The organism is Ligilactobacillus aviarius (genome assembly GCF_001654615.1).
Taxonomy (GTDB): Bacteria; Bacillota; Bacilli; order Lactobacillales; family Lactobacillaceae; genus Ligilactobacillus; species Ligilactobacillus aviarius_B.
The window spans coordinates 12496-27119 of record NZ_LWUD01000033.1; the positions used below are offsets into that span (position 1 = coordinate 12496).

Genomic DNA, 14624 nt, shown 5'->3' on the forward strand with positions numbered 1-14624 from the left:
GATGGATGAAAAGAAACTCAAGGAAGAAATTGAAAAACGCCGGACATTTGCGATCATTTCTCACCCAGATGCCGGGAAAACAACAATTACGGAACAACTTCTTTTATTTGGGGGCGTTGTTCGCCAAGCCGGAACAGTTAAGGGAAAGAAGACGGGTAATTTTGCGAAGTCTGACTGGATGGAAATTGAAAAGAAACGGGGAATTTCCGTTACGAGTTCTGTAATGCAGTTTGATTATGCTGGAAAGCGAATCAATATTTTGGATACGCCAGGACACGAAGACTTTTCTGAAGATACATACCGGACATTGATGGCCGTTGACTCGGCGGTTATGGTAATTGACTCTGCAAAAGGAATCGAACCGCAAACGAAGAAACTTTTCCAAATTTGTAAAATGCGTGGGATCCCGATTTTTACGTTCATGAATAAGCTTGACCGCGATGGACGCGAGCCACTTGATTTGATTGGTGAATTGGAAGATACGCTTGGAATCGAAGCTTATCCGATGAATTGGCCAATTGGAATGGGGAAGGGTCTTAAAGGATTGTATGATATTTATAATAATCGCATTGAATTGTATCAACGTGAAGACCAGGGCGAAAACTTCCTTGAATTAGATGAAAATGGTGAAATTAAGGGCGACCATCCGTTGAAAGAGGAAAGTATTTACCAGCAAGTCTTAGAAGAAGTTGATTTGGTAAAGAATGCCGGTAATGAATTTGACGAAGCAAAGATTGCAACGGGGGATTTAACGCCCGTCTTCTTTGGATCAGCCTTAACGAATTTTGGAGTTAAGACGTTCTTGGATGCCTATTTGAAATATGCTCCCGCACCGTCAGCTCACAAAACAGTTGATGGAACCGAAATTGAACCGATCCAAAAACAATTTAGCGGATTTATTTTTAAGATTCAGGCAAATATGAATCCAAATCACCGTGACCGGATTGCGTTTGTTCGAATTTGTTCAGGCGAGTTTGACCGGGGAATGGATGTTTTCCTTCAACGAACAGGGAAAAAGATCCGGTTATCAAATTCAACCCAGTTTATGGCTGACAGCCGGGAAACGGTTGAAAATGCGGTTGCTGGCGACATTATTGGATTGTATGATACCGGGAACTTCCAAATCGGGGATACGATCTATACCGGGAAAAAGGCAGTTCAATTTGAAAAGTTGCCTCAGTTTACGCCCGAATTATTTGTGAAGGTTTCACCGAAAAACGTGATGAAGCAGAAATCATACCATAAAGGAATTCAGCAATTGGTTCAAGAAGGGGCCGTTCAGCTTTACCGGAGTTATACGACCAATGATTATATTTTAGGTGCAGTTGGTCAGTTGCAATTTGAAGTTTTCCAATTCCGGATGAAGAATGAATATAATTCTGAAGTTGTTATGACACCAATGGGTCACAAGATTGCGCGGTGGATCGATCCGGAACAGCTGGATGAAAAGATGTCGAGTTCACGAAACTTGTTAGTTAAGGACCGGCAAGATCAACCGTTATTCTTGTTCGAAAATGAATTTGCAGAACGGTGGTTTGAAGATAAGTATCCAGATGTTAAATTAACAGCTAAACTATAGCAAAATACCAGTGAGTTTTTGGCTCACTGGTATTTTTATAAAAAGCGAAACACTTTCATGTTTCGCTTTAATTCAAAATTATTCAGATAAACGTTCTTTTTCTTGTGAAACCTTATGTTCAATATCGAAATCAAGGTATTGCCGAATCGTCCATCCGCGATCGTCAACCTTGAACCATTGCATTTCGCGCCCACCTTCACGTTCGGTGATCGTAACGATTGAACCATCTTCAATTGAATCAACGGGTTCACCAAATGGACGGTTATATAAGGTTAATTTCTTGTTTGGAACGAAGTCAATGATTGCTTGGAAGTTTAAGTCAATGGTAAATGGCTTGGTTGAGTTATCTTCAATTTGGTATTGCGGAAGAGAATCAACGAAGCGGACCTTATCGTAATCTTCTTGAATCCAAAGATTTCCACCTAAACAATGCCACCGTTCGCCACTTGTTAATTGAACCGTTTCGAAAACTTGCCAAACGGTATCTTTTGCAAGGGTAATGTAAGTATCATTTCCATGCGGAGCATCATAACCAGGTTGTGAAACTCGCATTTTCAGGTATTTAACGTTAAAGTCGACTTCCTTCCATGAAGCATCCCGGTAATAGTAAGTAACAACCTGCTGTTGTTCATTGAAATTACCGTTTACAGGTCCCTCTGCCCGAAGCAGGCTATAGCCGATAAAGTTTGGTGGGGTCAGGGAATATTTTTCGTCAACCTTTCCAGAAACAAACCGCGGTTTGCCCAGCATATGCAAGTCATCAATATCTTGACTAAAAAGCCAAATATTGGCACCGCTTTGCCGCCGGTATGTTAATGTCATTGATCCGTATGGTTCAACGAAAACGGATGTGAACCCATCAATGTGAATCAAGTCAAAATGTTCAAATTCTTTGAACTTGAAGTTGATCGCTTCGCCACGCTTTCCCGAAATAATTTGAGGTGAGCTTAAACTGCGACGGTTCTCATCCTGATAAATAATAATAATGGTTGAGTCTGGACGAGTTGAAGCCTTTTTGACTTCCGAATGGTGAGAATCTAATTCATGCTTTTTTTCTGCTGCTTTCTCTTCAGCTGAGACTGCTAAATCATGCTTGGATTCTTCAGGAAGTTGATTAGTTGTATCAGCCGGTTCGTTTTCACGTTCATCGGATGATTTAACCGCTTCTTGCTGGCTTTGAGTTTCATTTGAACTTGTTGATGAAGCTTCAACGGGTTGTTTCTCTTCAGCAGGTTCAATGGAAGATTCAATGTTAATTTCATCATTTAAATTTGAATGATTTTCAGGTGAAACTGATGTCTTTCTTTCAAAAGAAGGTTTACGCATTTGTTTGCGGGCATTCCGCCGTGAATTAAAGGAACGCCGAATCTTACTCATAAATTTAAATGCCATAATTTCACCTCCTAAAAATAGTTATCCTCATTAATTATAACGTATCTCATTCATTTTTTTAACCGTTTAATTAATAAAATTTTATTGAAAATCAGAATAAAAGAAGGTCGGAAATTTTTATTCCAACCTTTCTTTAATAATTAGTTGTTAAGACTAATTTCAACGATTTTACCTTCGTTTGTAATGGTTGCCTTTGATGAATCTTGTCCAAGAAGTTCATCTTCGACGTAACTGATTTCTTTATCAGTAACCGGCCGAATCTTGTTTGAGATCACAATTTCAGCAACGTCGCGTTTTTTGCGGTAAACAACCTTTGAATTTCCAAGGGTAAAGACTTTAATAAAGTGCGCAGATGTTTTGAGCAACTGTTGCCGAATTGTTTGGGCATAGCTGTTGGTTACATCAATAAGTTGCATGTTAAACCCTCCCTAATTTCTTTCTTCTTTAATTATAGCTTAAAAGCTTTTAAATGACATGCAAAATGAATGATTATGAGCATAAAAAAAGCGCGAGTTACTCGCGCTTTAATAACTATGCTTCTTTGTCTTCAGCTTTAGTAATATGAATCTCGTCATTTTCCAGTTTGGCAGCAAAGTGCTTTACATCTGGATGATCGAGATAGTAGTCTGCAATTCGGTCTTCGATTTGTTCTTGAATGACCCGCCGAAGTGGCCGGGCACCCATCTTGGGATCATACCCAAGTTCAACTAATTTATTGGCGACCGGAGCAGTTACATGGATCGTTAGTCCTTGTTGAGCAAGCATTTGGTTGACATCATCAAGCATTAGGTTAACGATCTTCATTAAATCATCTTTTGAAAGGGCATTGAATTCAACAATATCGTCAAACCGGTTCAAAAATTCTGGTTTAAAGTAGTTGGTTAATCGATTCATGATCGAATTTGATTTTCCAGCACGATCTGCACCGAAACCAACGTTTACGACCGAATCACCGCTTCCGGCATTTGAAGTCATGATAATGATCGTATCTTTAAATGAAACGGTCCGACCTTGTGAATCGGTTAACCGTCCGTCATCAAGAATTTGTAAGAACATGTGCATGACATCCGGGTGGGCCTTTTCAACTTCGTCAAGCAGAATGAGGCTGTATGGATGACGCCGAACTTGTTCAGTAAGCTGACCAGCTTCCTCATAGCCAACATATCCAGGAGGCGAACCAATCAATTTTGAAACGGAATGCTTTTCCATGTATTCACTCATATCAAACCGGATCATTGCATCCTCGGTTCCAAAAAGTTCACGGGCAAGCTGCTTGGCAGTTTCGGTTTTACCAACCCCGGTTGGCCCCACAAATAAGAATGAACCGATTGGACGCCCAGATTTGTTGAATCCGATTCGATTCCGGCGAATTGCACGCGCAACCTTATCAACGGCTTCATCTTGCCCGATTACATGATTTTCAAGGGATTGGGCAAGGTTTTTAAGCTGTTCCTTTTCCTTGGCCTTCAATTCGCCAACCGGGATATTAGTTTTTTCTTCAACGATTTTTTCCATATCCTTTTCAGTTACGGTTGGAACGTTTGAATCATCAACACTTTCCTGTTGCATTTTTTCGAAACGACTAACCTGATCGCGATAATAAGCTGCTTTTTCGTAATCTTCTTCTTTCAAAGCGGCTTGCTTTTGCTCCTCGGCATTTTTGATTCGTTCTTCCAATAATTTTGGATCGACCGATTCAAGCGTTAGGTTTTTCCGTGATCCGGCTTCATCCAATAGATCGATTGCTTTGTCTGGCAGGTACCGGTCTTGAATGTAACGGTCTGATAACGTAACGGCTGCTTTTAATGCTTGAGGAGTATATTTTACATGGTGATAACTTTCATACTTTGATTGGATTCCCTTAAGGATTTCCAACGCTTCTTTAATACTTGGTTCATTAACTTGAACAGGTTGTAACCGCCGTGCAAGGGCAGCATCCTTTTCAATTGAACGGTATTCATTTAAAGTCGTTGCACCAACTAATTGAAGTTCCCCCCGTGCAAGGGCAGGTTTTAAGACGTTTCCGGCATCCATTCCGCCTTCAGCGTTTCCAGCACCGACGATTTCATGAATTTCATCGATGAACAGGATGATATTTTCAGCTTTCTTCAGTTCTTGCATTAACTGTTGCATCCGTTGTTCAAATTGACCGCGAATACCGGTTCCTTGAACAAGGGAAACAACATCAAGCCGAATGACCTTTTTATTAAGCAGTTTTTGCGGGACGTCACCGTCAACGATTTTTTGAGCAAGGCCTTCAACAACGGCAGTTTTACCAACCCCAGCTTCACCAATCAAAACAGGGTTATTTTTCGTCCGCCGGTTTAAAATTTCAATTACCCGTTTAATTTCTTTATCCCGTCCGATAACCGGATCGATTCGTCCAGCACGGGCTTCAGCGGTAAGATCGATTCCATATTGATCAAGGATCGAGCCGTTATTATTTTGACCGCCACGTTCATCTTGGGTAGGCGGAACCTGTTCTCGCCGGCGTTGACCATTTGGCGCAGCTCCGGCCATTGAGTTAAAGAAATTATTAAAATCAAATCCAAATGGATCGCCCATTCCATTGCCGCCTTCGCTGACCTGGTTCTTTAAGGCCCGATAGCAATTTTGGCAAAGATCAAGCGATGTTTGACGTCCATTAATATTAGTTGTTAAATGGATCGTCGCTGGATTTTGATGACAATTTTGACAGAGCATTGACTCACGTCCTTTCTAATTCGTCAAAGTTCATTTGACCAACTTTGACCTTTATTAACTTTTATTATACAAAGTTTAATCAAAAGTGCAAGCCCGAGCTCAAAAATACATGCTATACTTAAACTAAAGTTAAATTTGGAGGGAAAAGAATGGCAGAAGATTATCAGCAAATTCTTGATGATTTACGGACCGGTAAGTTAAAAGAATATGATGTTGAAATGGACCATTTCATGGAATTTCAACATGTGTTAATGAATTATCAGTATAAAAAGAGTATCGTTGGTGAAGCAAAACGCGGTGGCGGCGCAGTCTATCATTTCGATGATGGAAGCCATTCCAATAATTGAAAAAAGCGCTTGCTATTTAAATTATTACATGTTAATATTTATCCATGCGGAACGCCTTTTTTTATTACGGCTTTATGAAAACGTGTTCGTAGAGATGAAAAGGCATTTTACTAAGTAAATAATTTGTTTTAAAGGAGCATGATTTATCATGGAAAAGAAAGATTTTCACGTAATTGCAGAAACAGGAATTCACGCACGTCCAGCTACATTATTAGTACAAACAGCTAGCAAATTCAGTTCAGACATTACATTAACTTACAACGATAAGTCAGTTAACTTGAAGTCAATCATGGGTGTTATGTCATTAGGTGTTGGTCAAAACGCTGACGTAACAATCTCAGCAGATGGCGCTGATGAAGCAGACGCAATCGCTGCAATTGATGAAACAATGAAAAAGGAAGGCTTAGCTGAATAATGTCAAAGGTACTTAAGGGGATTGCTGCAAGTGATGGAATTGCAACCGCTGAAGCTTATATGCTTGTAGAACCGGATTTATCTTTTGATAAGAAGACAATTGAAAATTCCGATGAAGAAATTCAACGGTTACATTCAGCAATTGATGCTTCTAAAAAAGAACTTGAAACAATCAAAGAAAAAGCAAAAGAAAATTTAGGTGAAGAAGAAGCAGAAGTTTTCGAAGCTCACCTGACAATTTTGTCTGATCCTGAAATGATCGGCCAAATTGAAACAAAAATCAATGACGAAAAAGTTAATGCCGAATCAGCATTGAAAGATGTTACAGATACATTCATTTCAATGTTTGAAGCAATGACAGATAACGCATACATGCAAGAACGGGCTGGCGATATTCGTGACGTAACGAAACGGGTATTAAGCCACTTATTAGGGGTAACTCTTCCAAGCCCAGCATTGATCGATAAAGAAGTTATTATCGTTGCACATGATTTGACTCCATCAGATACAGCTCAACTTGATCGGCGTTATGTTAAGGGATTTGTAACTGATATTGGTGGACGGACATCACACTCAGCTATCATGTCACGGACATTGGAAATCCCAGCTGTTGTTGGTTCTGAATCAGCAACCGAAGATATTCATGAAGGCGATCAAGTAATTATTGATGGAATTCATGGTGAAGCAATTGTAAAGCCTTCTGCTGATGAAGTTCGTGAATACGAACAAAAGGCAAAAGATTTTGCTGCTCAAAAAGCTGAATGGGAACAATTAAAGAATGAAAAGTCAGTGACTGCTGATGGTAAAGAAGTAATCTTAGCTGCCAATATCGGAACTCCTCAAGATGTTGAAGGGGCAAATGATAACGGTGCTGAAGCAGTTGGCTTGTTCCGTTCAGAATTCTTATATATGGATGCTTCAGAACTTCCAAGTGAAGACGATCAATTTGAAGCATACAAGCAAGCACTTGAAGGAATGAACGGTAAGCAAGTTGTTGTTCGGACAATGGATATTGGTGGGGATAAGAAATTACCTTACCTTCCATTACCTGATGAACAAAATCCATTCTTAGGTTACCGGGCAATTCGGTTATGCTTAGACCAACAAGAAATCTTTAGAACTCAACTTCGGGCTTTATTACGGGCATCGAAGTACGGAAAGTTAGCAATCATGTTCCCAATGATCGCAACTGTGCAAGAATTTAAGGATGCTAAGGCAATCTTTGAAGAAGAAAAGGCTGCGTTAGTTGAAAAGGGTGTTGAAGTTGCTGATGATATCCAAGTCGGAATGATGATGGAAATCCCAGCAGCTGCAATGATTGCTGATAAGTTAGCAAAATATGCTGATTTCTTCAGTATTGGAACAAATGATTTGATTCAATACTCAATGGCTGCTGACCGTGGAAATGAACGGGTTTCATACCTTTACCAACCAACAAACCCATCAATTTTACGGCTTGTTAAGAATATTATTGATGCATCACACAAAGAAGGTAAATGGACTGGAATGTGCGGTGAAATGGCTGGTGATCAAACAGCAGTTCCATTGTTACTCGGCCTTGGTTTAGATGAATACTCAATGAGTGCAACTTCAATTTTGAAGACACGGAGCTTTATCAAGAAGCTTTCAACTGAAAAGATGAAAGAATTAGCTGATAAAGCATTAGATTGTGAAACAGAAGCTGAAGTTCAAGCCTTGGTTAAGGAATATACAAAATAGTTATTAAATTTAGTTAAAGGGTTGTGTTATTCGCAGCCCTTTTTTGTTCGGGAAAATTTCATTGAAATGGCGCAAAAATCGCGGATTAAGGGCATATTTTTAACAAAACTTGCGTTGAAAATCATGGGTGAAAATAATATAATAAACACTGACTAATTGAAATGCGAGGGATGCTCGTGAATATTGGAATATTTACGGATACATACTATCCTCAAGTTAGCGGTGTCGCAACTTCAATTAAGACGTTACGGGAACAGTTGGAGCGTCAAGGTCATAATGTATATATCTTTACGACAACTGACCCGGGAGTTGATAAAAATATCTATGAACGTAACGTATTTCGATTTACAAGTATTCCGTTTGTTTCATTTACTGATCGAAGAATTGCAATTCGGGGTGCTCATCGAGCGTTACATGTTGCCCAAGCCGTGAAGCTTGATATTATTCATACCCAAACTGAATTTTCATTGGGAGTAATGGGAAAATACGTTGCTCGTAAAATGAATATTCCGTGTGTGCATACGTACCACACAATGTATGAAGACTATTTACATTATATTGCGAATGGAAAGCTGCTGAAGCCGGTTCACGTTAAACAAATTTCACGTTCATTTTTACAAAATATGAATGGAATTATTGCTCCAAGTGACCGGGTATTAACGACGCTGCGGGGTTATGGGGTTACTGAACCAATTACCGTGATTCCGACGGGGGTCGATTTGGCCAAATTCAGCAAAGCCGATCAAGTTGATTATCGAAAAAAATATGCAATTGCGGCGGATACTCCATTGTTATTAACGTTAAGTCGCTTAGCGTATGAAAAGAATATTGATCAACTGATTAATGCATTTGTTAGAATCAAAGAACAACTTCCAGCAGCAAAGTTGATGATTTGCGGTGACGGTCCTGCTCGTGAAGACCTCGAAAATCAAGTTAAACAGCTTCACTTGACGGGAAGTGTGATTTTTACCGGCGAAATCAGCAATGATCAGGTTCCACATTACTATCATATGGCCAATTTGTTCGTTTCAACATCTGTCTCAGAATCTCAAGGATTAACCTACAATGAGGCCCTTGCTTCAGGACTCAAAGTTGTAACGACGCATAGCCCATATACAGATGAGTTGTTAGACCAGGCTTGTCTGGGAAAGACATATTCAACGGTTGATGAGTTTGTAAGTGATGTGGTCGAGTATTTAAAACATCCGGAAAAATATCGTAACGAAAAGGTTTTAGCGCAAAAATTAAAGTCAATTTCTGCTGAGAATTTTGGAAAAAGAGTTATCCATTTTTATGAGCACTGCATTGACGAGTACCAACATTCTTAATGAGGAGATTTTATGTTAAATATTCATATGTATTCTTCCGCCTTAAGTGTTAAGGGCCAGGGGGTCGGAAGTGCGTATTCAGAGTTAATTAATCTTTTGAAAGAATATTTTCCAGATAAAATTAAAATTGTCATTAATAAGTTAGGAAAAGCGGATATAAGTCATTATCATACGATTGACCCGCTTTTTTATTTAGAGACGTTTTTACCTGGAAGAGGGGTTAAAGTCGGGTATGTTCACTTTCTCCCGGAAACGATCGAAGGAAGTCTTAATTTACCTTCGTTTGCGAAGAAGATTTTTTATAAGTATATGATCAGTTTCTATAAGCGAATGGATCAAATCGTGGTTGTAAATCCAGTTTTTGGAAAGAAATTGGAAAATTACGGAATTGATGCGAAGAAGATCACATACATTCCGAACTTTGTTTCCAAGAAGGAATTTTACCCGAAGCCGCAAGCGGAAAAGAAAAAATTACGACAGAAACTCGGAATTTCAGCCGATAAATTCACGGTGATCGGGGTTGGTCAGGTTCAAGAGCGGAAGGGCGTCCCGGATTTTATTGAATTGGCAAAACGTCATCCGGAGATTCAGTTTATCTGGGTTGGTGGTTTTTCGTTTGGAAAGATGACCGATGGATATAATGAATTAAAACGGGTTGTTGATCAGCCACCTGCTAATTTAATGTTTCCGGGAATTTTAGACCGTAACGAAATGAATGATTATTATAATGTTGCCGATCTATTCCTGTTACCTTCGTTTAATGAACTCTTTCCAATGAGTATTCTTGAAGCATTTAGTGTTGGCTTGCCCGTAATGGTTCGTGACTTGGATCTGTACCATTCAATCATTAACGGATACTATTTGGGGACAAAGGATGTTGATGAGATGGATGAGCAATTAACTTTGCTGCAACATGACCAAGCGAAAATTTCTCAGTTAAAAGAACAGGCATATGCTGGGGCCGAATACTATTCGGAAGAGCGATTAGCTAAAATTTGGCTTGATTATTATACTCGATTAGTAAAGGATTGAAGATAATGTCACGTAAAAATAAAATTGTATTGGCAATCATGATTGCCATTGGATGCTGTATTTTTGGATATTCGCTTCGCGATGTTCCGTTACACAGTGTTTTAATGAATTTAAAAGACCTTAAATGGTGGTGGTTGCTGGTCGCTTTTGGATTGATGTTATTATCGTTAGCATGTGAAGCTTTGATTGTTCGCTTCCTGTTGAAAAAGCATTATCCTGATATGCGGTGGCGCGATGTGATGCGGATTCCAATGGTTGAACAGCTTTTTAATGGAATTACGCCATTTTCATCAGGTGGTCAGCCGGCTCAGATTTTAGCATTGGCCCAAACAGGGGTCGAAGCCGGCCAGGCGACATCGATTCTGTTAATGAAGTTTATTGTTTATCAGGCAATGATCGTTGTGAACTTTGTAATTTGTATGATTTTTGGCTTTCATCTAATTGCGGCAAAGATGCATGTAATGTCAATCTTAATTGCATTTGGATTCTTGATTCACTTTTCGGTTATTGTCGGATTATTAATGGTAATGTATTGGAATCGATTTACCCGAAAATTGGTTAATATTTGCTTAACGCCGCTTAAATGGTTTAAGAACAAAGATTTATATCCAAAGTGGAAAGCAAAGCTTGACGAAAAAATCGATACTTTTTATCAGGAAAGTTTGCGGCTTAAACGCGATAAGAAAGCAATTTTTAAGATTGCAATTATTACGTTAGGTCAATTGATTTTGTATTACATTATTCCATATTTCATTATTTTGGCGCTTGGGGTTCACCATGTAAACATTATTGAGGTTACGACGTTGCACGTTTTGATCGTAATGGTAATTTCGTTATTCCCAGTTCCTGGCGGTGCTGGCGGTGCAGAGTTTAGCTTTGATGTGATTTTCTCATTATATATTCATTCGGGAACAAAATTGGTGCTTGCAATGATTCTTTGGCGAATCGTTACATATTACTTCGGAATGTTTTTAGGAATGGTTGCACTGGTCCAAAAACCGAAGAAAGTTCAGCGGGTAGACTCGGTGGAAGAATAGTTCTGGACTGCAGGAATGACTGCAGTCTTTTTTATTGAATTGTGGTTACTTAATGTTTTTTTTGTTAAAAAGTTATGAATTTCGATAATGTATCTATTGTTATTTTGTAAAATTTGCTAAAATGTCTATGGTTCATTATTTTTTATGAACGAATTTAATAAAGAAAGAGGACATGGCGATGGAAAATTCTCAACTCGTGGCAATTATTTCACGACTTGATGCGATGATGAAAGCCGGCGAAAGTGAAACGCAATCTCGTCGTTTTGAAAAAGACGGTGATGAACGTGGAGTTGTTACTTACAATCCAGTAAGCAAGACGTTCACTTTGGAAGAAGTTGCAACTAAGCAAAAGTTTGAATTTGATAACATTGACTTAGCTGCAATGGAAATCTTTGATTTATTAGATGATTAAAGAATATTCAAGTTAAAAAAGTGTGGCTTTACGAATGTTTGGTCATCGCTTTTTTAATAATCTAATTTTGGAGGCATAAAGAGATGCGAAAAGCATTGAAGAAGGTGCAAGATTTCTTTAGTAAGAAACTTGTATTTTTTGCGTTGGTAATTATACTGTTCTGGATTAAAACGTATATTGCTTACCAAACAGAATTTACGTTGGGTGTTTCTGGAACAGTTCAAAATATCTTATTAATCGTCAACCCAATTCCATTTGCATTGATCCTATTTGGAATTGCCTTGTTCTTTAGGGGCAAGGTTTCCTATTGGATCATGATGGTCATTGACTGGATCGAATCGATTTGGTTATTTGCTAATATCCTTTATTATCGGGAATTTTCAGACTTCTTGACTTTAGGGGTTATTAAATCGACTGGTTCAGTTTCAAATAATCTTGGATTGAGTATTAGTAAGATTATTCGACCAACTGACTTTTTTGTATTTATCGATGTTGTTGTATTAACTCTTCTTTTGATTACTAAGGTTATTAAGGTAGATAAGCGACCAGTTCGGTTCCGTCAAGGAATTATTTCGGTGGTTGCAGGGATTATCTTATTTGGAATCAACCTTGGTGCCGCTAACCAAGATCGGCCGCAATTGTTAACACGGACATTTGATAATAACTACATCGTTAAGTATCTTGGAATGAACTTCTATGCGGGATACAATACATACCAAAATTATAAGCAAACGCAAACGCGGAAAGACGCAAAGAAGGAAGACTTAAATAAAGCGTTAAAATTTGCACGGCAAAATTATCTTCCGCCGAATGTTCAATATTACGGGAAGGAAAAGGGAAAGAATGTTTTCATCATTCACCTTGAAAGTTTCCAACAATTTTTGATCGATTATAAGTGGGATGGTCAGGAAGTAACGCCAAATATTGATGCGTTCTATCATGATCAAAATACAATGTCATTTGATAATTTCTTTAACCAAGTTGGTCAAGGAAAGACTTCTGATGCGGAAACAATGCTTGAAAACTCATTATATGGGTTGCCATCAGGTTCTGCAATGACCGAATATGGTGGTTCAAACACGTTTGATGCAATGCCAGCAATTATGGACCAGCACGGTTATTCAACCGCTTCATTCCATGGGGATGTTGGAAGTTTCTGGAACCGGATCAACACGTATAAAGCATGGGGTTATCAATACTTCTTTGATAAGGACTATTACACAAGCAAAGAAAACTATAATGTCGGTTATGGGTTGAAGGATAAGATTTTCTTGAAGCAGGCAGTTAACTACTTGCAACAACTTCCACAACCGTTCTATGCAAAGATCATTACATTGACAAACCACTATCCATATGAATTGGATAAGCAGAATCAATCGATTCCAAAGACTGATACGGGTGATGATACAGTTGATGGTTATGTCCAAACTGCTCGTTACTTGGATCAAGCATTTGGTGAATTTATTAACTACTTGAAGCAAACAGGGTTATACAATAATTCAATGATCGTTGTATACGGTGATCACTATGGAATTTCAAATAATCACCCGAAGGCAATTGCACAACTTTTAGGTAAGAAGTCTGTTTCAAGCTATGATTTAGCAATGTTCCAAAAGGTACCATTTATGATTCACGCTCCTGGACTAAAGGGTGGCATTAACCATACCTATGGTGGCGAAATTGATGTTATGCCAACATTACTTGATTTATTAGGTATTCCGGATAAACAATACTTAATGCTTGGCCAAGATTTGTTAAATCCAAATCATAGTCAAACAGTTGCGTTCCGGGATGGGAACTTTGTTTCACCAACCTTCTCAAAGATTGGAAGCAAGATCTACAATAATAAGGGTGAAGTTGTAAATGACAAACTGACGCCTGAAGAAAAGCAATGGATCAAGAATCAGCAGAATTATGTTGATAAACAGTTGGAAATCTCTGATCAGATTATTACCGGAGACTTGCTGCGGTTCTACCATCCAAAAGGTTTCAAACGAGTTGATAAGTCGGATTACAACTATAACTATAAAGCTGGAATGAAACAGCTCCAAGAAGCTCAAAAGAAACATCCGACAAGCTTGCTGGATGAAAATCACGGAAAGACGACCGTAAATGAGTTCAGTACGGATGCTCCAGAACTAAAGGGCGTAACAAATAAACAACTTTATAAGTACTATCAAACAGCACATTAAAGCTGTGAAAAGGAATCCTGAAGAAGGATTCCTTTTTTGTTATTTTGGGAGAAAAATAGTGGAATATATTGTAAATCGAAAATAAATTCATTTTTTGAAAAAAAGTAGTTGACGTTAATAAAAAATGTTGATAATATATTAACTGTTGTCAGTGAGACAAAGCGTTCTCACTATTGATATAAAAGGTCTTGACAATCGTTTTGTTACTTGTTAAGATACTAATCGTCGCTTGAAGTTATGAAATTTCTTGTTGACACAAATTGAATAGGATGTTAAAATGTTTACTGTTGTTTTAACATTTGATAGATCTTTGAAAACTGAACAATGTTTCGACGCACAAATGTGCAGGGCAATTCATGAAGATGAATGCAATAACATTTGCGAAGTCAATTCGCTAGTAATTACGAGTCACAAACTTATAAATTGAGAGTTTGATCCTGGCTCAGGACGAACGCTGGCGGCGTGCCTA

General features: G+C 38.5%; 12 protein-coding genes. 9 read left to right on the forward strand and 3 right to left on the reverse strand.

Annotated elements, in window-relative coordinates; translation table 11 throughout:
* Position 1 precedes the first annotated feature (1 nt).
* Positions 2–1579, forward strand: a complete 1578-nt coding sequence (locus A3O17_RS05565) for a peptide chain release factor 3 (protein ID WP_064212869.1) — start codon at positions 2–4, stop codon at positions 1577–1579.
* 78 nt (positions 1580–1657) lie between these two features.
* Here A3O17_RS05565 and A3O17_RS05570 read toward each other — a convergent pair whose 3' ends face one another.
* From A3O17_RS05570 to A3O17_RS05580, 3 genes are all read right to left on the reverse strand, one after another.
* Positions 1658–2971 carry a MucBP domain-containing protein gene (locus A3O17_RS05570; RefSeq protein ID WP_081255494.1) on the reverse strand — a complete coding sequence of 438 codons (1314 nt, stop codon included), beginning with the start codon at positions 2969–2971 and terminating at the stop codon, positions 1658–1660.
* Between the two features lie 140 nt (positions 2972–3111).
* Positions 3112–3387: a DUF1827 family protein gene (locus A3O17_RS05575; RefSeq protein ID WP_064212859.1), complete on the reverse strand. Its 276-nt coding sequence runs from the start codon at positions 3385–3387 to the stop codon at positions 3112–3114.
* A 115-nt stretch (positions 3388–3502) separates the two neighbouring features.
* Positions 3503–5674 carry an ATP-dependent Clp protease ATP-binding subunit gene (locus A3O17_RS05580; RefSeq protein ID WP_064212858.1) on the reverse strand — a complete coding sequence of 724 codons (2172 nt, stop codon included), beginning with the start codon at positions 5672–5674 and terminating at the stop codon, positions 3503–3505.
* A 149-nt stretch (positions 5675–5823) separates the two neighbouring features.
* Between A3O17_RS05580 and A3O17_RS05585 the strand changes: the two genes are divergently transcribed.
* The 8 genes from A3O17_RS05585 to A3O17_RS05620 all read left to right on the forward strand — a co-directional run bounded on the left by A3O17_RS05585 (position 5824) and on the right by A3O17_RS05620 (position 14155).
* Entirely contained in the window at positions 5824–6021 is a 198-nt protein-coding gene (locus A3O17_RS05585; protein ID WP_064212857.1) for a hypothetical protein, read from the forward strand.
* A 148-nt stretch (positions 6022–6169) separates the two neighbouring features.
* On the forward strand, positions 6170–6436 hold the full coding sequence (locus tag A3O17_RS05590; protein ID WP_057826730.1) for a phosphocarrier protein HPr: 267 nt from the start codon (positions 6170–6172) through the stop codon (positions 6434–6436).
* Positions 6436–8154, forward strand: a complete 1719-nt coding sequence (gene ptsP, locus A3O17_RS05595) for a phosphoenolpyruvate--protein phosphotransferase (protein ID WP_064212856.1) — start codon at positions 6436–6438, stop codon at positions 8152–8154. The genes A3O17_RS05590 and ptsP overlap by 1 nt, the downstream gene beginning before the upstream one ends.
* Before the next feature lie 176 nt (positions 8155–8330).
* On the forward strand, positions 8331–9482 hold the full coding sequence (locus A3O17_RS05600) for a glycosyltransferase family 4 protein (protein WP_064208419.1): 1152 nt from the start codon (positions 8331–8333) through the stop codon (positions 9480–9482).
* Positions 9483–9494: 12 nt separating this feature from the next.
* Complete coding sequence (locus tag A3O17_RS05605) at positions 9495–10514, forward strand: glycosyltransferase family 4 protein (RefSeq protein WP_064212855.1); 1020 nt, start codon at positions 9495–9497, stop codon at positions 10512–10514.
* Positions 10515–10519: 5 nt separating this feature from the next.
* Positions 10520–11551, forward strand: coding sequence for a lysylphosphatidylglycerol synthase transmembrane domain-containing protein (locus tag A3O17_RS05610; RefSeq protein WP_064212854.1), 1032 nt, complete (start codon positions 10520–10522; stop codon positions 11549–11551).
* A 178-nt stretch (positions 11552–11729) separates the two neighbouring features.
* Positions 11730–11963, forward strand: a complete 234-nt coding sequence (locus A3O17_RS05615; RefSeq protein ID WP_057826735.1) for a YkuJ family protein — start codon at positions 11730–11732, stop codon at positions 11961–11963.
* Positions 11964–12046: 83 nt separating this feature from the next.
* Positions 12047–14155, forward strand: a complete 2109-nt coding sequence (locus tag A3O17_RS05620) for an LTA synthase family protein (RefSeq protein ID WP_064212853.1) — start codon at positions 12047–12049, stop codon at positions 14153–14155.
* Positions 14156–14624: the final 469 nt, after the last annotated feature.